Genomic DNA, 22,745 nt, shown 5'->3' on the forward strand with positions numbered 1-22,745 from the left:
TCCTTTATCATGAATTTTAGCTTTTTACCTGATGTCTTTCCTTGACTTCTAAACGACGACGATGGAGAATCGGTTCGGTATAGCCATTTGGCTGTTCTTTTCCTTTAAAAACTAAATCACATGCGGCTTGGAAAGCAATCGATTTATCATAATTATTAGCCATTGGACGATAAACAGGCTCATTTTCATTTTGCTTATCAACTACTTTAGCCATACGCTTTAATGTTTCAAGCAGCTGCTCCTCACTGCAAATGCCATGGTATAGCCAATTTGTAAGCATTTGACTGGAAATTCTTAATGTTGCCCGATCTTCCATCAATGCTACATTATTGATATCTGGCACTTTAGAGCAACCTACTCCTTGATCGATCCAGCGCACGACATAACCTAATAATGTTTGTGCACTATTGTCAAGTTCTTCCTGAATTTCTTCAGCTGTCCAATTGGTATTTGTAGCAACTGGTATTTGTAAAATCTCATCTTGATAGGTTTCGTTTTCTTTTGCTAGCTGATCCTGCACTTTTCTGACATTCACCTCATGATAATGTAGTGCATGCAAGATAGCTGCCGTTGGCGAAGGTACCCATGCTGTATTTCCACCTGCTTGTAGATGTCCGATTTTTTGCTCCAGCATAGCTTTCATTAGGTCAGGCATTGCCCACATTCCTTTTCCAATTTGTGCCTTTCCTTTTAAGCCAGTATCCAAACCAACACGGACATTATTTTTTTCATATGCATGCAGCCAAACAGATGATTTCATTTCCCCTTTTCGAATCATTGGACCTGCTTCCATTGAAGTGTGAATTTCATCACCTGTACGATCTAAAAAGCCTGTATTTATAAATACAATTCTTTCCTTTACTTGATAAATACAATTTTTTAAATTTAGGCTTGTTCTCCGTTCTTCGTCCATGACCCCAATTTTAATTGTATATCGTTCCATTTCCAGCATATCTTCTACACGATTAAATAATTCATTTGCAAAGGCTACTTCTTTTGAACCATGCATTTTTGGCTTTACAATATAAATAGAACCTTTTTGCGAGTTTTTATATCGACTATTACCTAACAAATCGTGCTTAGCCATCAAGCTCGTAAATACACAATCCATGATACCCTCAGGAATTTCTTCACTATTTTCATCTAAAATTACGTTGGTCATCATTAAATGCCCAACATTTCTCACAAACATTAAAACTCGACCTGGTAAAGTAAATTCATCATCCTTTGGACTTAAATACGTACGGTCAGAATGTAATACACGAGTCATTTCTTTATCGTTTTTTACAAAAGTAGCTGTTAAATCTCCTTTATTTAATCCTAGCCAATTTCGATAGACAAGTGTTTTATCTTCTGCATCCACAGCTGCAACAGAATCTTCACAGTCCATAATCGTGGTTGTTGCAGCTTCTAGTAAAACATCCTTCACTCCTGCTTTATCTTGTGCACCAATTGGATCATTGCGATCAAGTTGAATTTCAAAATGCAATCCGTTATTACGAAACAGGACAGCTGCTGGTGCTTCTTTCGTACCTTGGTAACCAACAAATTTAGAAGCATCCTTGAGCTTTGTCGTTTCGTCATTCTTTAGTTTTACCTTTAGGTTTCCATTCTCAACGACATACTTGGTAACATCAACATGTGAACCTCTTTTTAGCGGAATATGCTGATTTAGAAAATCCTTTGCAAATGCAATTACTTTTTCACCACGTAATGGGTTATACGAACTCCCTTTTTCTGCTCCATTTTCTTCACTTATTACATCGGAGCCATATAATGCATCATAAAGCGAACCCCATCGTGCATTCGCAGCATTAATGGCATAACGAGCGTTATCGATTGGCACGACAAGCTGTGGTCCAGCTTGGGCAGTAATTGCATCATCAACATTTTCTGTTGTTATCGAAAAGTCCTTTACCTCTGGCTCTAAATAACCGATCTCCTTTAGAAATTCCTTATACTCATTTGCATCAAAGTTGTTATGATCACGATACCATGCATCTATTTTCTTTTGAATTTCTTCACGCTCTTGAAGTAGTGCTTTATTTTTGGGAGACAGATCCGTGATTAGTTTTCCCAAATCCAGCCAAAACTTTTCCTTATCAAGACCCGTCTCAGGTATCGCTTCTTTATTCACAAAATCATAAAGCTGTTCAGCAATTTGTAAATTTCCTACTGATACATAATTTGTCAATGTTGACTCCTCCTCTATACTCCCTTTCCTCCATTGTAATAGTAACCCTCTTTAAACAAAAATATATGTTTTGCATAGTGATTATTCCTTTTAGCTATAAGTTCCAGTATAATGAAGTACAAAAGGCAAATGTTTCTGCGGAAAGGGTGTCTATCGTGGATATTCGCCAAGTAGAGTATTTTGTAGAAGTTTCCAAACAAAAAAATTTCACAAAAGCAGCCGCTGAGCTTCATATCTCTCAGCCCTCATTGAGTAAAACAATAAAAAACTTAGAAACTGAACTTGGAGTTTTATTGTTTTATCGCGGAGGTAAGCAAATTGATCTCACCGATGCCGGGAAAGCATTTTTAATTAATGCTCGTCAATTTCTTGATGCCTATAATAATTTAACTTCTGAATTAGATGATGTGATGCATTTAAAAAAGGGAGAAATTAAAATCGGCATCCCTCCAATTATTGGCGCTACATTCTTTTCAAAATTGATTAGCAAATACAAAGAAGCATATCCAAATTTTAATATTGAATTAAATGAAGTTGGCAGTAATACAATTAAGCAGGGCATTCATAGTGGTGATCTTGATATTGGATTAATCTGTAATATCCCTGTGCAAAAGAAAAATTTTGAAATTATTAAATTGTTAAACGATCCATTAAAGCTTGTCGTACAAAAGGATCATCCATTAGCTAAGAGAACGACTATTGAATTTAGAGATTTGGAAAACCAGCCGTTTGTCCTATATCAACAAGATTTTTCTCTCTACGATAGAATTGTTGAAGCTTGTAGAAAACACGGCTTTGAACCAAATATTGTATGTAAAAGCTCACAAAGAGACTTTATGATTGAAATGGTAGAAGCAAAATTAGGAGTGGCACTGTTACCAAGTAAAATTTGCCAGCAACTTACGCATCATGATGTGATTGCCATTTCGTTTAAACAACCAGCGGTACATCTTGAACTGGCAATGATATGGAAGAAAAACAAATACTTACCTTATTCAGTACGCTCGTTTATTAATATGTCAGAAGCTTATCGTGTTGACTAAAATCAAAAACGTTCATTCGTTGATTTATAAAATCAACGAATGAACGTTTAATAAGTTTAAATGAGTGATTCTTTTTTAAATCTTGAGGCCCAATTGCGTACTTCAATGGCTTGATTTATAAGTTTATTAAATTTATCCGTTACTTTGTTTAGTCTTGAAGTAAACGACTATATTGACTAAGCTAATTCCAACAACCCCTAAACATATAAAAAAAGAAACAGTATCTCCACTTAAGTTAAGCTCATCCGTAATAATTGCATCGTAAAACATAAGCTGTACAGAAGCAATGATTAATAGTATGGATAAACTAAAAACAGTAAATGCATTTATATATTTCTTTGTGCGCTCAAATAGCAATAAACTTAATAAGATAATGGTAGCAGATAAAAATGTTATAAAAATAGGCCTTAATAAGGTAAATGTCCCGAATTGTTCAAATCCTTCATACGTGTACATTTTTTCTCCTTTTTATTATTATTGATAAACTATTAGTTTACATACCAAAAACAATATAACTGCTTTAAGTACTAGCCACTTTTTGCTCAACTATTCCAATTATAAAACTATTCATTTACATATTCTTCACATTTTTCCCATCATACGTTGTAATCAGTCTCTGTCCTCCTCTTCAATCGAATATTTTCTTTTAGTATAGTAAATATCCCTGTCAAAGTCTAAGCCAAATTTGAAACTACTTCAAACTCCTCCTTGCATTTCCGCTAGTTTTTACTTCCATAAATGAACTTTCATTTAAGGATGCTTTTTCCATAAATGAGGGTACTTTCAATGTTCTTGAAATGCTACAGTATATTATCAAAGCTTTCTTTTTCAGGTCTAACGAATTGGGCATTTTTCCAAGTTCGTAGCTATAACTTCTGAAGTTAGGATCTATGGCATCTTAGATTTAGGATAAACTGAAATCTAATTTTCTATAATGCTTTATACAACCAGATTTTTAATATATTTTTAGAATATATATTTTTACTTGTCCTTATGAATAAAGGACTATTCAAAGTCATAGCCTTATATAGTGATGTCTTATTAAGGAGGAATAGAAGCATGAATGGACAGACGCCATCATCTTTTGTTAGCCATTTTGATCCTTATATCTATCAAGCCTTACAGTCCATTACAGGTTCACAATTAATTATACAAACAACAAAAGGAAGCGTTACTGGTAAGCTAAAAACGGTAATGCCAGATCATGTTGTGATGAAATCAGGTGGCTCTTCTTTCTTTATTCGTACACAACAAATCGTTTGGTTTATTCCTAAAGCATAGAAGGAGGGTGTACCATTGTTTAAGCGTGAAAATCGAATGGCAATTGAACTTCCTGTACCAGAACACGGTGACCCTAACGCAGCAGCTGCTGTACAAGAGTTATTAGGCGGTAAGTATGGCGAAATGTCAACATTAAATAATTATATGTTTCAATCCTTTAATTTTCGGCAAAAAAATAAGCTCAAACCGTTTTATGATTTAGTAGCCAGCATTACAGCTGAAGAATTCGGGCACGTTGAACTCGTCTCCAACACGATCAATCTTTTATCTAAAGGAAATACATTTTACACAGGTGATCCAGATACTACACCACTCCGTACGGGAAAGGATAGTCGTAATACCTACCATTTTATTGTTACTGCACAAACTGCTTTAGCCGGGGATTCAATGGGACGTACTTGGACAGGAGACAATGTATTTAACAGTGGCAATCTTGTTTTGGACTTACTGCATAATTTCTTTCTGGAAATTGGTGCACGTACCCATAAAATGCGCGTCTATGAAATGACGGAACATGAAACGGCCAGAGAAATGATTGGATATTTATTAGTTCGGGGCGGTACACATATTTTGGCATTTGCAAAAGCTTTAGAAATTGCAACAGGAGTAAATGTAGAAAAAATGGTCCCCGTTCCTGATTTATCTAATACGAAGTTTGACCATGCCCGGAAATTTGAACAGCAAGGGTTAGCTAACGTACTATATACTTGGAACGATGTTGGCGATTACACAGATATCCGACAAATATGGAAAGGAACGAATCCGGAAAACGGAGAAAAACTAGTTGTTAAAGAAGGGGCACCAAAAGGCGCACCAATTCCAAATTTAGATGCCTTACCTGAGGAGTTTGCTCCGGGGATTGATAAAGATGATTATAAAAAGATCGCCAAACGCTTATTGGAAAACCTATAACATATAACGGGAAATCAACATAAACTTCATTCAGTAGGAGTTTTCTTCCATCTCCTACTGAATGTTAGTACCTTAATGGTATGACCTAAAGGCCCTTAAACGAATCGGGCATTTAGGTGCCGTTTTCTCCCACTTTGACCTTTTGTATCAACTCAAGATTTTAAGTGGGAGTCTTACGGCACCTTACATGCGGGATAAACCCTAAAATTTTATACTTTTCTATAGTAGAATAAAAGCTGAAAGCATTTGATAAGCGACGGGCAAACTGAGAAAAAAAGTAAGTCAATCTCAAGTGGCTTAGTGCTGAAGCCAATAGGGCTAAAATTAATTACAAAAATTATCTCATTGATAATCTCGTAGCCAAAAACAATAATAGTATACAATTTTATTTAGCAGCATGTACATGGATTGTAAAACCTCGTTTCTTTTATTTTACCGTATGAAAATATTCTTAAATCGAATCCTTATCCCTATTTATCCACAAACAAAATAACCATGGAAAATCTCCGTGGTTATTTTTCAGCTGAAGGTATTATTATGTTATTTCTATATTTAAACTAGGTGGAATCGAATAATGGACTAATATTCCAATTGATCGCAAAATTATCTGGAACTAAATTTTTGGCAATGTCGTATCAACTTTTACTGGTAATCCTGTTTCTAGCGATTTTTGAGCAGCGACGGCTACTCGTTGAGCCATAATTACGTCTTCCCCAGTAGCTAAAAGCGGACCATCATTTAGTAATGCATCAATAAAGAAGCGCATTTCAGCAATATAAGCCTCTCTATAACGTTCTGTAAAGATTGGAAGTGGTTTTGTAAAGCTCGTATCTTCCTTACTGTAATATTCGACTGTGGAATTGTTAACATTTTCCGCTTTGAGCATTCCCTCTGATCCGAATACTTCTACACGCTGATCGTACCCATACACCGCTCTACGACTATTATCAATTAACCCAAATGTGCCATTTTCAAATTGCAAAACAATTGCAATCGTATCGACGTCATTTATTTCTTGAAGCGTTGGATCAATTAAGGTTCCACCTTTAGCATAAACTTCGGTAACATTGCTGTCCATCATATAACGAGCCATATCAAAGTCATGCATGGTGAAATCGAATAGTAATCCACCAATACGTTTAATCAAGTCATGTGGAAGTAAATCTGGGTCGCGAGAGGTAATTTTCACAATTTGCGGATCTCCAATTTTACCAGCTCTAACTTTTTCAAACACGTCACGGAATTGTCTATCAATCCGACGGTTGAAGCCTATTTGTAATTTTACCCCATTTTCTTTCACCGCTCTTAACACATTAAGACTAGCTTCTTCATTTACGTCCATGCTCAGTGGTTTCTCACAGAAAATATGTTTTCCTGCTTTTGCTGCGGCGGTAACAATTTCTTCGTGACTGTCTGTAGATGTAAATACAAATACCGCTTCAATATCTTTGTCTTCCAATAATTCATGATAATCTTTGTACGTATTCATAATCCCCAGTTCATGTAATTCGTCTTTGACATGGTCAATAAATAGTTCTGCTACTCCTAAAATGTTAACTTCAGGAATGGTTATAATATTTCGGATGTGCATCATCCCAACACGTCCTGCACCGATTACTCCACAATTCATCTTTTTCAAACTATATTCCTCCTCAAACTAAAACAATGTTGACAATTTCACCAGTTTCTGCGGACTCTTTGCAGGCCTTGGCAATCTGTAATGCTTTTACTCCATCTTCTACAGAGATGTCTGATTGACGATTAGCTTTAACATTGTTAATAAAGTCTTTTAATTCAGTAATAAACGCTTGTTCAAACCTTTCAGAAAAGCTTTGCATGCTTGGACGTACAACTCCAGCATCGGTAAACAACGTTACAAAATCTTTTTCCGGTTCTTGAGCGATTCGAATCCAACCATGAGAGCCCATAATTTCCATTTCTACTTGGTTGCCATGTGCTGCATGGCGTCCGCCAATTAAAGTAGCTACCATGCCATTATCAAATTTTAACGTTGCTACTCCCGTCTCAAATTCGCCAATTTCTTTTAGTTGTGGTGCGGCAATATTATTACCTAATGACCATGTTTGTACTGGGTCCATTCCTGTATACCAGCGGATTAGATCAATATCATGAATACACATATCTACAAAGATACCACCGCTATCGTTATCTGTTGCAAATTTAGTGAAGCTTTCCATTCCAGAAATTGGATCAATGCCATAAGCACGAATATAAATGATATCGCCAATCTGTTTATTATCCACTAATTCTTTCGCATGACGATAAGACTCATCAAAGCGACGCATAAAGCCTAGCTGAAAAACTTTATCCGGATGTGCTTTAATATGCTTAGCCATTTCTTTTACTTCCGGCATATCCAATCCTAATGGCTTTTCACAAAAAACATGCTTGCCAGCATCTAATGCATATTTCGTCATCTCCGGATGGAAGCCAGTTGGAGCTACTATGACAACTGCATCGATATCTTCTTTGTCAATCATTTCTTTATAATTTTGGTATGTGTTAACGCCAAAATTTTCTTTCGCATAATCTAGTTGAGATTGATCCAAAGTACAAACAGCCAATACATTTGCATCACTAATTAAATTTACTAAATGATCAGCATGAACCATACCTAAGCGACCTAAACCAATGACGCCAACGTTAACTTTTTCCATGAAAGACACTCCTTCTCTATGTGAGTTTTAATATTAAATTAAACTTGATCATTCAAGATTGATTACTCAAGAAGCATTGCTGTTAAAAAATCCTTCAATTTCTTCTAATGTTTTTCCTTTCGTTTCAGGAATCATTGTGGATACGATAATGACCCCGATTATTGCACATGCGGCAAAAGCATAGAAGGTTGTATTAATACCGATACTTTCAACCAACACTGGAAAGAAAAGTCCTACGCAGAAGTTAGCAATCCATAATACAAATACTGCAATTCCAGAAAAGGAGCCTCGATATTTTGCTGGGAAAATTTCTGAAATTAAGATCCAAGTTACAGGACCAACAGCACCCTGGAAAGCAAAAATATAAATAAAAATTAAAATCATGATCACATATGGTGCATAGCTTTGACCGGTTAAAATACCAGATAATACACCTACCAGGATTAAAGAAGTTGCGCAAATCAATAAACCAGTGTTTTCTAATTTTTTACGACCCATTTTATCTACAATGCTCATTCCTACTATTGAAGCAACAACAGACATCACACCATTTAACACATTAAAGATTAGTGAAGCACTTTCACCAAATCCATACGTATGAAGAACTTCTGCACCGTAGTACATAATGGAATTAATACCAGCAAATTGTTGAATTACTCCTAGAAGACAGCCAATAATAAGAACTTTTAACGCCCATCCAGGAATTTTCCCTTTCGCCTGCGTTTTTTCCTTCGCATCGTCTTCTAACTGCTTTAATTTTTCAATCTCATCAGCCTGTTCTTGATCCTCTTGGTAAATTGATTTTATAATTTCAATAGCCTGTTGTAATTTTCCATTTTTCACTAGCCATTTTGGTGATTCAAACACCTTTGTCATCCCAATAATCATGATTATGGCTGGAACAATAGCAAGTCCCATCATTACTTTCCAGATCTCGACATTTTCCATAAACATATTGCCCAGAATTGCATTAAGTAAAAAAGCAAGGAATTGTCCGCCTACAATCATAACTTGGTTTAAACCAACCATTTTCCCACGTTTACTAGCAGAGGATATTTCCCCAAGATACAATGGAATTACTGCGGAAGCAGACCCTACAGCTAAGCCTAAAAAGAAACGTGCAGAAACTAGCATAGTAAAGCTTGTGGAAACTCCACACCCTAAAGCTCCGACCAAGAAAATCCAGGCAATCATACGCAATGTTTTTTTTCGACCAATCCGGTCACTTATGCTCCCGCCAAATACAGCACCAAATGCCGCCGACAAAGTAACAGCAGAAGAGATCATACCTTTTTGCAAAGCATCAATGCCTAAGTCTTTTTCTATAAAGGTTAATGCTCCATTAACTACCCCTGTATTGTAACCAAATAGCAACCCGCCGATAGTAACAATAAGAGCAACTGTCATTAAATTCGTCTTTGATATTGTTTTCGACAACATATCCACCTCTTTCTCTTAATGCTCAACATTTCACATTTTAGTTTAGAATAGACCGTTAAAAATCTTTTTTTACTGAAACTGCCTTTCCCGTCGCAAAAGATTCAGCAGCTGCCTGGGCAATTTTCACCGCCATAATACCATCTGTTATGGTGCAGGCAATGGGTGTGTTAGTTAGAATAGAGTCAGCAAAATATTCCATTTCCGTCGCATAAGACTGTTTATACCTCTCTAAAAAGAAGTACATCGGTTTTTCTAATTGAACTCCCTGTCTAGCAGAAAAAGTAGTATTATGATTTAAATGATTTGTATTATGCAACATTCCTTCTGAACCAAAAACTTCTAATCTTTGATCATAGCCATAAACGGCTTGTCGGCTGTTATCAATAACACCAATTGAATCGTTTTCAAATTTTAAAGATATAATTGCTGTATCGATATCTCCATATTTAGATATTTCAGGATTAATTAAAGTAGCACCATTCACATAAACTTCTTCTACTTCACCAAACATGTAACGAGCCATATCAAAATCATGGATAGCCATATCCATAAAGATTCCACCTGAATTTTTTACATATTCAATTGGCGGCACTTCTGGGTCCCTTGAGGTTATTTTCAAAATTTGTGGTTTACCGATTTTTTCTATTTGATTACGGATATTCAAAAAGTCATCATCAAAACGACGATTAAACCCTAATTGAAAAATAATATCATGTTGTTGTACTTCATGATAAGCATCCATAATTGCGTGTAAATCAAATCCGATCGGCTTCTCACATAAAATATGCTTTTCGGCTTTTGCTGCCTCCATGATCATTTCTGGATGAAGATTCGTTGGCGTACCGATTAAAACAGCATCCACTTCTTGGTCTTGCAAAATTTCATGATAATCTTGAACATATGTGATTTCCGGATATTTTTTGTTAAAATCACCTATTGGCTTTATATCACAAACATATTTAACCGTATATCTATTATTTCGTAATAAATTTTGCAAATGAACATTACCGATTCTTCCAAAGCCAATAATTCCAATACTTATTTTTTGCATTTGCTAATTCCTCCTTTCCTATATTCCATTCATGTTTTTTCTTTTCACCAATTACTTCTTCGTACTCTCTTTTAATTATCACCAACTCAAACCTAAATCATTAAAATGATTTGTTGTAGATTACAAGTACATTTTAACCTCTTGTTGGTAATATTTCAATCATTTTTTGAAATTAATATCATATTTTTGATTCATTTTGATTAAATGTTTGTTGTTTCTTGTAATATTTTTTGGTTTTTTTATTGACTAATCTACTAAATTATACTATTATCTTTTTGTAAACGTTATCTATGTATGCGGCTTTAACTATGAATTATTTGGAGGGAACATGATGAGTAAACTAAAAATGAGTATCATTGGACTAGGGCGCATGGGGATGGAACATGCAAAACATATTGCTGCTTTAAGCAATCAACTTGAACCCGTTGCTGCTTGTGCATTAGATGATGAGCAACTTGCTACTGCAAAGGAGCTAGGTTTTAAAAACACGTATAAGGATTACAAAAAAATGTTAGATGAAGAAGAGATGGATGCTATCGTTGTTGCTTCCCCAACAGATCTTCATACGGAAATGTGCCAGTATATTCTAAAGCATCCCAAAAAGATCCATATCTTCTGTGAGAAACCTTTAGATACAAATGTAACCGACGAAACAGAAAGCTTAAAAGTTTATCATCTAGTAAAAGATGCGGATATTAAATTCCAAGTAGGATTTAATCGCCGCATGGACAAACAATATCGAGCCGCTTATAACCAAATTCAAGAAGGCAAAATTGGAGATCCACAAATTTTAAAAATTACTTCTCGTGATCCGTTTGTTATTCCTATTGATCTAATCAAACGAATTGGTGGCCTGTTAGTTGACTTCACGATGCATGATTTTGATATGGCTCGTTATATGATGGACAGCAATATTAAAGAAGTGTATGCAAAAGGTGGTATATTGATTGAACCAGAATTAAAAACGGTGGATGATATTGACACATTGGCGTTAGTACTTGAATTTGAAAATGGTGCTTTCGGTCTAATCGACAATAGCCGTCAAGCTGTTTATGGATATGATGTGCGAGTAGAAGTTTTTGGTTCAGAAGGAATGTTAAAAGTAGAAAATGTCAACGAATCTACTGTAGAATATTACAACAAAGATAGCCAAAGCAATAAAAATCCATTACCAATTTTTATGGATCGTTATGAACATGCATATATTTCTGAATTAGAACAATTCATTGATTCGATTGTTAACAACAAACCAGTAGTATGCTCGATTGAAGATGTTATTTTGGCACAACGCGCCGCTGCTGCCGGCTTAGAATCATTAAAAACTGGAAAACCAGTTCAAATCAACAACCAACTATAAAAAGGCAGGAAAAAGTGAACTTTACCCTTACAGTTTAAGAGAAAATGTAAAATATCCTCTAATGTTTGAAAACTACTCGTATAAAGGACATAACTAAAATGTGTCACTTATACGGGTTTTTTACTTTAAATAGGATCTTTCATTTACTTTCATTTACCTAACGACCTTTGCAAAATGGTGAAAAGTATCTTAACAAAAACTACAGTCGAAAATTATAAAGATGCCTCGTTACTCCATATTTCGTTTCATATCCAGATAGCTTAGTACCACGCTGACTTACAGAGTCCTAATAAGATATTTTGCGATTAAAACCCTATACGATATGAAATTAAATGAAAGGTTTTGCCATGCAGGTATGGCTCAGCTAAAAGCCGAAAAATCTTGCAGAGCATACGGGTAGACTCTCTATAAGTCTACATGTAAAAATTGGATTCAGAAATGTAGTAATCAATGAATAGAAAAGAACTTAATCGGTGAATTATTTAAATTCACCGATTTATTAAAATGATTGAAGATATTTTTTGTTTATTTTCGAGTATATGCTTTTTTATATTGTATAAATTCGTCTTCTGTACAATTCACAAAATGTCCTGGAGCTATTTCTCTCATTTTTACTTCTTCTCCTGCATCATGATGTAAACTTGGATCATATGTCTTACGCACACGGGTACGTTCATAATCAGGATCAGGAAGAGGAATTGCAGAAAGTAAGGACTGTGTGTAGGGATGTAGCGGACTATGATACAAATCTTCCGCAGGTGCAAGTTCCACCAATTTACCTTGGTACATAACACCAATACGATCACTTATATATTTAACCATGGAAAGATCATGAGCAATAAATAGGTAGGTTAATTGTTTTTCTTTTTGTAATTTTTTTAGTAAATTAACCACTTGAGCTTGAATCGATACATCTAACGCCGATATTGGTTCATCTGCAATAATAAATTCAGGTTCTACTGCTAATGCTCTTGCAATTCCTATTCTTTGTCTTTGACCTCCGGAAAATTCATGCGGAAAGCGATTTGCATGTTCACGATTTAAGCCAACCGTTTCTAAAAGTGAATAGACCTTTTCCATCCGCTCTTTACTTGACTTGGCAAGCCCATGGATATCAATACCTTCTGCAATTATATCCGATATCTTCATTCTAGGATTTAAAGATGCATAAGGATCTTGAAAAATCATCTGCATCTTTCGATTAAATGATTTAAGCTGGGATTTAGATTTTTTCCCATGAACGTTTTCCCCTTTGTAAAGCACTTTCCCAGCTGTTGCATTATATAAGCGAATCATGGTTCTGCCAGTTGTTGACTTTCCACATCCTGATTCCCCGACAAGCCCCAGTGTCTCTCCTTTGTAAATATCAAATGTAATACCATCGACAGCACGAACTTCTTTCGGCTTTCCAATATTAAAATACTGCTTTAAATTCTTTACTTCAATTAATTTTTCTAATTCTTCCATGCCATTCTCCCCTCATTAACGAACTAATTTTTTTTCTAAAAATCTATTCATTCTTTCTTTGATAACCAAAGGGGGCTCTATTTTAGGTGCATTAGGGTGTAATAACCATGTAGCAGCATAATGGGTATCTGATATTTTAAACATCGGTGGCTCTTCTTCAAAATCAATTTTCATTGCATAGTTATTTCTAGGAGCAAACGCATCACCCTTTGGTGGATTCAGCATATCCGGAGGTGTCCCTGGAATGACATACAGTTCTTCCTCCTTCGTATCCAGATTAGGCATGGAGCTAATTAACCCCCAAGTGTAGGGATGCTGCGGATTATAATATATTTCATCTACTGTACCAATTTCCACAATTTTTCCTCCATACATAACTGCTACTCGATCTGCAACATTTGCAACAATACCTAAATCATGTGTAATAAAAATAATCGAAGTCTCAAAGCGCTGTTGCAGTTCTTTCATTAAATCTAAGATTTGTCCTTGTATCGTAACATCTAAAGCCGTAGTCGGTTCATCCGCAATCAGTACTTTTGGAGCACAAGCAAGTGCAATAGCTATGACAACCCGCTGCCTCATTCCTCCAGAAAATTGATGCGGGTATTGTTTCATGCGTATTTCCGGTTGGGGAATACCTACTAACTCTAATAGCTGTAGCATACGTTCTTTTGCTTCTGTCTTGCTCAGCTTACGATGCTTAAATAGTGGCTCCATGATCTGTTTACCAATCGTCATTGTCGGATTAAGAGACGTCATTGGATCTTGAAAAATCATTGAAATGTCTTTTCCTCGTATTTTTTGCATTTGTTTTTCTGATGCTTTCACAATATCTGTATCATTAAATATGATTTCTCCAGCTTTTATTTCTGAATTTCTTTGTGGCAACAATTGCATGATAGATTTGATTGTTACTGATTTACCGGAGCCTGATTCTCCTACAATAGCAAGAGTCTCCCCTTCATATAAATCGAAATGAACGCCCCTGACCGCTTGCACTTCTCCTGCAAACGTATGGAACGATACATGGAGATCCTTAACTTGTAATATTTTATTCATATAACCACCTCAAAATATTTAATATTAATCACGCATCTTAGGATCGAAAGCATCACGCAGCCCGTCACCAATTAAATTACACGTTATTAAAATAATACAAATAACAATACATGGAATTATCATTAAATGAGGTAAGAATTGAAATGTTTTATATCCGTCCTCGATTAGTGTACCAAGTGAGGCTTCAGGTGCTTGTAAGCCAATTCCAATAAAGCTTAAAAAAGCTTCAAAAAAAATAGCACTTGGAATGGTGAACATTGTATTAATAATGATAACCCCTGATAGATTTGGTAATAAATGCTTAAAAAGTAGTCTGTTATTTTTAGCCCCCAATGTTCTTGCAGCAAGTACGAATTCCTGATTTTTCAACTTTAATACTTGTCCTCTTACAACTCTTGCCATTCCGATCCAACCTGTTATTACCATAGCGATAGTGATTGAGAGTACCCCCGGATCTAAGATTAACATCATTAATATAACAACGATTAAATTAGGAATTCCTGACATTACTTCTAGTATTCGTTGCATTACATTATCCACTCTGCCGCCCTTAAAACCTGAAACTAAACCGTATATTACACCTATCAGCATATCAATAAGTGCTGCTAAAAAAGCGATATATAAGGAAATTCTTGTCCCCAACCAAGTCCGAGTAAACAAATCACGGCCAAGACCGTCTGTCCCAAACCAGTAATATTCATCAATATGAAGATCTTTATATTTATTTGTCTCTACACCACCGATTACCTGACTACCATCAAATATTCCCCAATCCTCTAATAAGGGAATTCTTGGAGGTAGATTAGCTCTGGTAACATTTTGTTCATAACCATCAAATGGTGATAGATACGGTCCGATAATCGCCATCACAATGATAAAAAACAAAATAACTAAACTAATTAATGCGCCTTTATTCTTTCGCACGCGGAGCCAAGCATCTTTAAACATCGATACTTGGGGTTTAGCAATTCGCTCACTTTCAAAATCGACCTTTGGAGCAGGATCAAACCAATGTTTTTCTATTTCTCCTGTGTTTTTTATCATGATCGATCCCCCCCAGACAAGCGAATCCTTGGATCAATGATGCCATACAGTACATCTATTACTAAAATAATTACCGTCAGCAAGAAAGCGAAAAATAATGTTGTTCCCATAATAAGTGGAAAATCATTCGTTTGAATTGATTTCACAAATTGTTCGCCAATTCCAGGAATTGAAAATATTTTTTCTACAACCATCGAACCTGTCATTAAACCAACTGCCATTGGCCCCAGCACAGTTATTAAAGGAATTAGTGCATTACGAACGCCATGCTTAAATGATACTTCTATTCTTGAATTACCTTTTGCTTTTGCTAATATAATATATTCAGAACCTAAAACCTCAATCATTTCCGTTCTCATAAAACGAGCGGCTGTTGCAATTGGAAAAATCGCTAATGATATAGTAGGCATGATGGATGATGCAAAATCATTCCAAGAGGCAACCGGAAGCAATTCAAGCTTCACTCCTACGATATATTGCAAAACAGAAGCAAAAACAAAGGATGGAATAGATTTTCCTAAAACAGCCAAAAACGTGCTTCCATAATCAATCCACGTATTCTGAAACATAGCTGCTAGTACTCCAAGTATCATACCAATTATAGTTCCTAAAAACATCGCTTGAAAACCGAGTTGTAATGATGGACCAATTCGATTTTTTAAGAGGTTTGTTACTGGCTGATTGTCGAACTGAAAGGATACTCCAAGATCACCTTTTAAAATATTGACCATATAATTCGCATATTGTACAGGTATCGGCTCATCCAAACCATACTTTTCATTCAAAATTTCACGTTGTTCCATGGACAGTTTTTCTTCATTTTGAAATGGAGTTCCGGGCAAAAACTTCATCAAAAAAAATGTTGCTGAAGCTATAATAAATAACGTAATAATTAAATAGATTATTCGTTTTGTAATATACTTTGCCATCCTATTTCCTCCTAAAGGCAGATTAGAAAAACTTGGCTTGTCACCAAGTCTTTAGCGAAAGCTGTAGTTTTTCTTATACGATAAAGTGAAACTTCATTCCGTGGAATGCTTTTTACACGGAATGTTAGTTTGAACGAATCGGGTATTTAGGTGCCGTTTTCTCCACTTTGACCCTTTGTATCAACTAAAGGCTCTTAAGTCGGAATCTTACGGCACCTTACATGGGGGATAAAGCCTAAAATTTTATACTTTCCTATAGTATAAAAAATTCCTTTAAATCCATAAAAAAATGAGGAAAAGAGAGTACTTATGATTGAAATACCCCCTTTTTCCAATTTACCTATTCTAAAAATTTGTACATTCTACTTTTCGATAGAAACGTTCTTAAACGTATAATCCGAACCAAATAAATGCTCTTCAAAACCTTTGACATATGGTTTAATTAGAACGATTCTGCCACGTTGATAAATAGGAGCAACTACCGTATCTTCCTGTATCAAAAGTTTTTCAGCTTCTAGCATTAGTTCCCAGCGTTTTACAGGGTCATTCGCGTATTTAACTTTTGCATCATTGATGAGCTGGTCATATTTTTCATTTGAATAACCAGTATTATTATTCGTTCCATCTGTGACATACAAATCAAGGAAAGTCATTGGATCTAAATAATCCGGTCCCCAGCCATGCATAACGACATCATAATCTTGGTCTGATGTTTTTTGCAAACGTACTTTAAATGGAACATTTGCCAATTTCAATGTTAAACCTTCAAGATTTGTTTCCAGTTGATTTTTAAAATATTCAGCTGTTGTTTTGGCGTTTTCCGAATCATCACTAAGGTAATCAAGAGTGATTTCATCCGTACCCAATTCTTTCAAGCCTTTTTCCCAATGTTCCTTTGCTTTTTCTAAATCATATGAAATTAAATCGCCACTCTCTTCACGGAAATCTTGATCTGTTTCAGGGTTTTTTGCTAGTCCTCTAGGTACATAGCCGTCAGAAGGAATTGAGCCATTTGCCAGTACAGTTTCAGTAAAAGACTTTTTATCAAACGCCATGGCTAATGCCTTGCGGATATTTTCGTTTGCTAAAGGAGTATCTTTTCCGTCACGCTTCTGGTTGAACTTAAGATACCAAGAGCTTCCTTCTTCAAAGGTAGATGCAGCTTCATTATTTTTATACTGTCTTGCATATTCTGCATTTAATGGTGCTGTACGATCCACTTTGTCTGTTTCAAATAAATTAACCGCCGTACTTGGCTCTTTGGCAACTTGAACATTTACTTCATCTAAGCTTACGTTGTCTTTATCCCAATAATTATCATTTTTCACGTATTTCCAGCTTAGTCCTGATCCGTCCCACTCTGTTAATACAAATGGGCCGTTTGCGAGCATATTGTCGCTGTTTGTTCCAAATTTGTCTCCTTTCTCCTCAACAAATTTTTGATTAAGCGGAAGGTACGTACTAAATGCCAGTAATGATTTTAAGTACTCAACAGGTTGTTCCAATGTCAACTTTAATGTATGATCATCAACAGCTTCGACATTTAATTCTTCCGGGTCTTTTTCTCCATTCATTATATCGGTAGCGTTTTCAATAACTCCTGAGAACATATATGCATATTCTGATCCAGTATCAGAGTCGAGTGCCCTCCGCCAGGAATATACAAAATCATGTGCCGTAACAGGATCTCCATTGGACCATTTTGCATTTTCGCGCAATTTAAATGTATAAACCTTACCATCTTCGCTTATTTCTGGCTCTCCTTCTGCAATTGCGGGGATCGGATTATCATCTTTATCTAAGACATAAAGTCCTTCTAACGTTTGCCCAAATACAATAAAACTTGCTGCATCTGTCGCAAGAGACGGGTCTCCGGTTGGAATTTCTGCTGTTTCAACCATATTAAAGACTTGTTTATCTGGGGAATCGCTACTAGCAGATTCTTTTTTGCTTTCACCATCATTGTTACTACTTTTTGAGTCAGCTCCCCCACTACAAGCAAATAGCACCATGGTTAAAATTAGCATAAAAGCAAAAATAATAAATTTTTTTGACTTTACCATTGATCTGACCACCCTTTTCTTTATTATTTTTCAATTTTATTATACATTAATATTCTAAATTGTAAATGTTTTTTGTATTTAATAAATAATACAAAAGTATTATAAGTGTACTATTATTATATCTACGCGGAATTTTTTAAAAAATACAAATATTAGATAGAAAATAGTGACTTTTTTTAAATTTAATTTATAATTTATATCAATATATGCGTTTCTTACCATATTTTTTAAATCGTCACGAGTAAAAATAGTAGTTTGATTTATAAGTAATCATCATATAATAAGCAACTGCTTACTATAAAGTGAAACTTCATTTCCTTGGAATGCCTTTCCCAAGAAATGTTAGCTGAACGAATCGGGCATTTAGGTCCGTTTTCAACCACTTAGACCCTTTTGTACCAAATAAACTCTTGAAGTGGGAGTCTTATGGCACCTTACATACGGGATAAAGTTTTTACTTAAATATATATTTATAAAAGGAGCGGATACCAATGTTTAAAAAAATCTTTATTTGGATTGGAATGTCCCAAGCATTGATTTTTTTATTGTCAGTTCTATTTTACAAGCGAATAGATCTTTTATCATATGTAAATGTTTCTTTTATCATTGGTTCCATTCTTATTTTGATATCGTTAACAGGCTATGTCATAAATGGGCGTTTTTTTGATATCGTTTTTTTCAGCTTTCAGCATATTTTCGGTCAATTGACCGATACAGGCAGACGTCCTCTATCCCAACTTATACCACAGAGTTATTTTCTTCCATTTACAACCGGTATTTTTGCAATATTATTGACGCTGTTATCATTATTTATTTATAAAAATTAGCAATAAATTTTAAGGTCAAGCTGGCATTCACTTGTAAAAATAAGCTTTATCATATATTACTAACTTAAAAAATATCACTCTATGAGTTTTTTTCATGAATGGTTAGTTGAACGAATCGGGCTTATATGGTTTAAAACCTTAAGTTGGGAGTGAGTATTACTGCCCGTTAATGTGGAGTTGAAAATAAAACACAGCAGTAGTGTAACAATAGATATACAGATAAATATTTTCCAGGGTTAATTAGTATCATTCCCCTCCAATTCATTTTGTTTCTCTTTGCCAAAATTTAAATATACTCGGAATATTGTGTTAATATTGAATTATGTAGTTTTTTGGCAGCAGTTGGAGTAATGCTTTACTACTTGTTATAAAAGCTTTTAAATGGTTAAAAATCAAAAATTTAGGTATTGAAGCTAAAACTTATGAAGATTGGAAAGTCTTATAATAAGTAGTTTTATTATTGTACAAACGGGGGCCGATTACGTAATAAGTATAATCGCTTTTGTAATATGATGAGATTAGAAACGTACAAGGAGTGTGTTTAATGAAAAGAGTAGATGTAGTATATTCACTTATTTATGATGAAATACAAGAAAAAGTTTTAATGGTTAAAAACACTAAATATAATAATTGGTCTTTACCAGGTGGATCTGTTGAACCAGGAGAAACTTTATCACAAGCAGCTATACGCGAAGCTAAAGAAGAAACTGGTTTAACTATTGAGATTGATCACATCATTACCGTAAATGAAGCTTTTATGACGAATGATGACAATCATGCACTTTTTTTATAACATTTAAAGCAAGGATAATAAGCGGTGAAACTTCAATACAGGATACAGTAACTATTTCAGAAGTAAGATGGGTAAATTTAAAAACAGCTGATGAAATGATGCCATATCATAAAAATGGTATTAAATATTTGCTAGATAAATCAGTTCCTTATGTATTTCAAGGAGTGGTAGGTGAATAAAACTCCTATTAAAGGAGTGGCGAGGCTCTGTGATTAACTTTTGAAGTGAACTCTGATGACATTGTGAAAAAACATACTTAAAGTAACGGGAACGATTGTAATTAGGGGAAGCGTGAGAGCGTAAAAAGTTTTGTGTAAACGGATATACTTTCCAATAAGGAGATGATCATTTATGCAAGACTTTTTTCATGAGAAAATGGTTAAGGAATTGGCAAAATAATGTCGTACTGTAGAAGATGTTCAAGAAATGATGGAGCGTTTATTTAAGGACACCCTTCAACAGGTATTAACCAGTCCAGCATCTGATCCTGAAAGAGATCAAGTTTTCGTTTTCGTGTCTTCAACTCCTCTGTCCACCTGCAAGCCTCTTTAATATCCATATTCCGATCCTCCGTTACATCAGTTCGTTCCTACTTTTCCATTCCAGTTTAACTGATGGGAAGGAATATGGGCGGAAAGCGTTCAGTTCTATTGATCAAAAACTGTTCAATTTAGTTTAGCAGTTACAGTATAGTCAAAATGTATTTTATAGTACGTTTATTTGGTGCGGTCTAATATGAATATATTCCTGAAGATACATGAAAAACCTTTATACTTAAGAAATTGATCTTCCAATATTCGATTTTCATTGGAAAACGGTAAACTTAAAATTTTTCCATGTTGCATTATATTTATTCTTTATTATATAATATAGACAAGTTAGATTTTTCTAAAAAATGAAATATATAAATAATGGAAAATAATTAAAATTTTAGTCTTATTAGGTTTCACTTTATTATTTTTGTCTTTTAATTCAACCCAGCAATCAACTAGTGCGTTGTAGTAGATTATATTTCTTTTCAATTGGTTTTGATGTATTCCACTGGGGATAGTAGCAATCCAAAATGAAGTAAATAACCGTGACCATAAGGAAAGGTATTATGAAGTAAAATTATTGGTTTTCCAGAATGGATGATAATTAAATAAAATAAATAAACATTACTTGTTCGTATAGATGAAAGTATATAATTAGGAGTTATATTAATGGTACAAAAATTTAGATCTTGGAAGCAGCCAACAATACTGCTTTTTTCAATCGGAGTTTCAAGTATAGGAAATTTTATTTACTTAGTGGCAATTAATATTGTTGTCTATCAACTTACTGGTTCGGCAGCTGCTGTAGCAGGATTATGGATTATAGGACCTTTGACGAATACTTTTACTAAATTTTGGACCGGTAGTTTTATAGATTACCGAAGCAAACGACAAGTCATGATGAGCACCTATATTATAAGAGCACTATTTATCGGTGCAATCCCATTTGCGCCTAATATGTTGGTGATTTATGTCATTCTCTTTATCTTAAGTGTAGCAAACTCATTCTTTAACCCAGCATCAATGACATATGTTTCCATGATCGTTCCAAAAGAGAAGAGAAAGCGCTTTAACTCTATTCGTTCCTTTGCAAGTTCAGGGGCAATTATTATGGGGCCAGCAGTTGGAGGTACTCTTATTTTATTAACTTCAATTGAAATAACGCTATGGATTAATGCCCTTTTTTTTGTAATATCGGCTATGCTATTGTCATTTCTTCCAGAAAAAGAAACGATTAGTAAAGAAGCTATCCCTACTTTAACTGTTTCTCAAGTAATGCGCGATTTTACAATTGTTTGGGAATTTATAATGCGTAATAAATATGTATCTTTTATGTATTTAGGATATATTCTAATTATGATATTTACCTTTGCTATGGATGCACAAGAAGTTGTTTTTGTACAAAAAGTCATCGGGTTAACAGAATTTGATTATAGTCTACTTATTAGCATAACTGGGATTGGTTCTGTCGTCGGTGCAATTACACTATCTATTTATTCAAATAAATTATCCCTGCGCAGTATGATTTCTATTGGTATTATTATGGTGGCACTAGGATATGTAATTTATGCATTTTCGTGGTCTTTTGCATCGATAGTTGTTGGTTTTGTTATCTTAGGATTTTTTAATGCATTTCTTAACGCAGGAATCATGACTTTTTACCAAAATAATATTCCTATAGACATCATGGGAAGAGTAACGAGTATCTTTCAACTTATACAAAGTGTAGGTCAGGTTATATTTATCTTATCAATAGGTATTATTGCAGATTTAGTTTCCTTACGTTTAACAATTGTTGTTTTATCATTATTTATGCTTGTTTTAGCTGTTATATTTTTATTTACAGTATTAAAGAATGATAAAGAGAATTTTTATCAAGATAATAAAGAAGATTAAAAGTATTTCTAAAGGAGTCCAATCAAGAAGTATACATACGTACTTCTAGTAAACTTTTGTATCAGCTAATATATATGATGATATCAAGGGGCAGGTATATAGGCTAATTATTCCTAAAAAACTGAAAATTTTGATGAAATAATTAATAGAAAATGTTATATTGAAAGAGAAAATAATT

18 protein-coding genes are annotated in these 22,745 nt (G+C 34.6%); 7 read left to right on the forward strand and 11 right to left on the reverse strand.

The window, feature by feature from the left end; translation table 11 throughout:
• Positions 1-16 precede the first annotated feature (16 nt).
• On the reverse strand, positions 17-2,194 hold the full coding sequence (locus JNUCC74_RS14580) for a malate synthase G (RefSeq protein WP_454065904.1): 2,178 nt from the start codon (positions 2,192-2,194) through the stop codon (positions 17-19).
• A gap of 155 nt (positions 2,195-2,349) precedes the next feature.
• On the opposite strand from JNUCC74_RS14580, the gene JNUCC74_RS14585 reads away from it, so the two are divergent.
• A complete protein-coding gene (locus tag JNUCC74_RS14585) occupies positions 2,350-3,237 on the forward strand; it encodes a LysR substrate-binding domain-containing protein (protein WP_454065905.1) in 888 nt (295 codons plus the stop codon).
• Between the two features lie 132 nt (positions 3,238-3,369).
• Here the strand turns inward: JNUCC74_RS14585 and JNUCC74_RS14590 are convergent, their stop codons facing one another.
• A complete protein-coding gene (locus JNUCC74_RS14590) occupies positions 3,370-3,693 on the reverse strand; it encodes a hypothetical protein (RefSeq protein ID WP_454065906.1) in 324 nt (107 codons plus the stop codon).
• 603 nt (positions 3,694-4,296) lie between these two features.
• Here JNUCC74_RS14590 and JNUCC74_RS14595 point away from each other — a divergent pair.
• A complete protein-coding gene (locus JNUCC74_RS14595) occupies positions 4,297-4,518 on the forward strand; it encodes a YuzF family protein (RefSeq protein ID WP_077318089.1) in 222 nt (73 codons plus the stop codon).
• A gap of 15 nt (positions 4,519-4,533) precedes the next feature.
• Positions 4,534-5,430 (forward strand): manganese catalase family protein, encoded by an 897-nt coding sequence (locus JNUCC74_RS14600; RefSeq protein WP_454065907.1) that lies wholly within the window; start codon positions 4,534-4,536, stop codon positions 5,428-5,430.
• Positions 5,431-6,043: 613 nt separating this feature from the next.
• On the opposite strand, the gene iolG (JNUCC74_RS14605) is transcribed toward JNUCC74_RS14600, so the two are convergent.
• The 4 genes from iolG (JNUCC74_RS14605) to iolG (JNUCC74_RS14620) form a co-directional block, all read right to left on the reverse strand.
• Positions 6,044-7,060 carry an inositol 2-dehydrogenase gene (iolG, locus tag JNUCC74_RS14605; protein WP_454067905.1) on the reverse strand — a complete coding sequence of 339 codons (1,017 nt, stop codon included), beginning with the start codon at positions 7,058-7,060 and terminating at the stop codon, positions 6,044-6,046.
• Between the two features lie 22 nt (positions 7,061-7,082).
• A complete protein-coding gene (locus JNUCC74_RS14610; protein WP_454065908.1) occupies positions 7,083-8,108 on the reverse strand; it encodes a Gfo/Idh/MocA family oxidoreductase in 1,026 nt (341 codons plus the stop codon).
• A gap of 66 nt (positions 8,109-8,174) precedes the next feature.
• Positions 8,175-9,545, reverse strand: coding sequence for a sugar porter family MFS transporter (locus JNUCC74_RS14615; protein ID WP_454065909.1), 1,371 nt, complete (start codon positions 9,543-9,545; stop codon positions 8,175-8,177).
• Between the two features lie 58 nt (positions 9,546-9,603).
• Positions 9,604-10,599, reverse strand: a complete 996-nt coding sequence (iolG, locus tag JNUCC74_RS14620; RefSeq protein WP_454065910.1) for an inositol 2-dehydrogenase — start codon at positions 10,597-10,599, stop codon at positions 9,604-9,606.
• A 331-nt stretch (positions 10,600-10,930) separates the two neighbouring features.
• Here iolG (JNUCC74_RS14620) and iolG (JNUCC74_RS14625) point away from each other — a divergent pair, with 331 nt between their 5' ends.
• Entirely contained in the window at positions 10,931-11,956 is a 1,026-nt protein-coding gene (iolG, locus tag JNUCC74_RS14625) for an inositol 2-dehydrogenase (protein ID WP_454065911.1), read from the forward strand.
• Between the two features lie 525 nt (positions 11,957-12,481).
• On the opposite strand, the gene JNUCC74_RS14630 is transcribed toward iolG (JNUCC74_RS14625), so the two are convergent.
• The 5 genes from JNUCC74_RS14630 to JNUCC74_RS14650 form a co-directional block, all read right to left on the reverse strand.
• Positions 12,482-13,423, reverse strand: a complete 942-nt coding sequence (locus JNUCC74_RS14630) for an ABC transporter ATP-binding protein (RefSeq protein WP_077318095.1) — start codon at positions 13,421-13,423, stop codon at positions 12,482-12,484.
• Between the two features lie 15 nt (positions 13,424-13,438).
• On the reverse strand, positions 13,439-14,482 hold the full coding sequence (locus tag JNUCC74_RS14635; protein ID WP_454065912.1) for an ABC transporter ATP-binding protein: 1,044 nt from the start codon (positions 14,480-14,482) through the stop codon (positions 13,439-13,441).
• Between the two features lie 24 nt (positions 14,483-14,506).
• On the reverse strand, positions 14,507-15,526 hold the full coding sequence (opp3C, locus tag JNUCC74_RS14640; RefSeq protein ID WP_454065913.1) for an oligopeptide ABC transporter permease: 1,020 nt from the start codon (positions 15,524-15,526) through the stop codon (positions 14,507-14,509).
• Positions 15,523-16,455 carry an oligopeptide ABC transporter permease gene (gene opp3b, locus JNUCC74_RS14645; protein ID WP_454065914.1) on the reverse strand — a complete coding sequence of 311 codons (933 nt, stop codon included), beginning with the start codon at positions 16,453-16,455 and terminating at the stop codon, positions 15,523-15,525. Before opp3b ends, opp3C begins: the two co-directional genes overlap by 4 nt.
• A 362-nt stretch (positions 16,456-16,817) precedes the next feature.
• Positions 16,818-18,518: a peptide ABC transporter substrate-binding protein gene (locus tag JNUCC74_RS14650; RefSeq protein ID WP_454065915.1), complete on the reverse strand. Its 1,701-nt coding sequence runs from the start codon at positions 18,516-18,518 to the stop codon at positions 16,818-16,820.
• Between the two features lie 491 nt (positions 18,519-19,009).
• On the opposite strand from JNUCC74_RS14650, the gene JNUCC74_RS14655 reads away from it, so the two are divergent.
• The 3 genes from JNUCC74_RS14655 to JNUCC74_RS14665 all read left to right on the forward strand — a co-directional run bounded on the left by JNUCC74_RS14655 (position 19,010) and on the right by JNUCC74_RS14665 (position 22,567).
• Positions 19,010-19,345: a DUF3899 domain-containing protein gene (locus tag JNUCC74_RS14655; RefSeq protein WP_454065916.1), complete on the forward strand. Its 336-nt coding sequence runs from the start codon at positions 19,010-19,012 to the stop codon at positions 19,343-19,345.
• A gap of 544 nt (positions 19,346-19,889) precedes the next feature.
• On the forward strand, positions 19,890-20,138 hold the full coding sequence (locus JNUCC74_RS14660) for an NUDIX hydrolase (RefSeq protein ID WP_454065917.1): 249 nt from the start codon (positions 19,890-19,892) through the stop codon (positions 20,136-20,138).
• Positions 20,139-21,340: 1,202 nt separating this feature from the next.
• The gene (locus JNUCC74_RS14665; protein WP_454065918.1) at positions 21,341-22,567 is read left to right on the forward strand and encodes an MFS transporter; all 1,227 of its coding nucleotides are present in this window, start codon (positions 21,341-21,343) and stop codon (positions 22,565-22,567) included.
• Positions 22,568-22,745 lie beyond the last annotated feature (178 nt).

This window comes from Cerasibacillus sp. JNUCC 74 (genome assembly GCF_053667775.1).

Coding starts and splice junctions, on each gene's coding strand:
- JNUCC74_RS14590 (WP_454065906.1), bottom strand. CDS start 3,693: ATGTACACGTATGAAGGATTTGAACAATTCGGGACATTTACCTTATTA.
- JNUCC74_RS14595 (WP_077318089.1), top strand. CDS start 4,297: ATGAATGGACAGACGCCATCATCTTTTGTTAGCCATTTTGATCCTTAT.
- iolG (WP_454067905.1), bottom strand. CDS start 7,060: ATGAATTGTGGAGTAATCGGTGCAGGACGTGTTGGGATGATGCACATC.
- JNUCC74_RS14610 (WP_454065908.1), bottom strand. CDS start 8,108: ATGGAAAAAGTTAACGTTGGCGTCATTGGTTTAGGTCGCTTAGGTATG.
- iolG (WP_454065910.1), bottom strand. CDS start 10,599: ATGCAAAAAATAAGTATTGGAATTATTGGCTTTGGAAGAATCGGTAAT.
- iolG (WP_454065911.1), top strand. CDS start 10,931: ATGAGTAAACTAAAAATGAGTATCATTGGACTAGGGCGCATGGGGATG.
- JNUCC74_RS14630 (WP_077318095.1), bottom strand. CDS start 13,423: ATGGAAGAATTAGAAAAATTAATTGAAGTAAAGAATTTAAAGCAGTAT.
- JNUCC74_RS14635 (WP_454065912.1), bottom strand. CDS start 14,482: ATGAATAAAATATTACAAGTTAAGGATCTCCATGTATCGTTCCATACG.
- opp3C (WP_454065913.1), bottom strand. CDS start 15,526: ATGATAAAAAACACAGGAGAAATAGAAAAACATTGGTTTGATCCTGCT.
- opp3b (WP_454065914.1), bottom strand. CDS start 16,455: ATGGCAAAGTATATTACAAAACGAATAATCTATTTAATTATTACGTTA.
- JNUCC74_RS14650 (WP_454065915.1), bottom strand. CDS start 18,518: ATGGTAAAGTCAAAAAAATTTATTATTTTTGCTTTTATGCTAATTTTA.
- JNUCC74_RS14655 (WP_454065916.1), top strand. CDS start 19,010: ATGTTTAAAAAAATCTTTATTTGGATTGGAATGTCCCAAGCATTGATT.
- JNUCC74_RS14660 (WP_454065917.1), top strand. CDS start 19,890: ATGAAAAGAGTAGATGTAGTATATTCACTTATTTATGATGAAATACAA.
- JNUCC74_RS14665 (WP_454065918.1), top strand. CDS start 21,341: ATGGTACAAAAATTTAGATCTTGGAAGCAGCCAACAATACTGCTTTTT.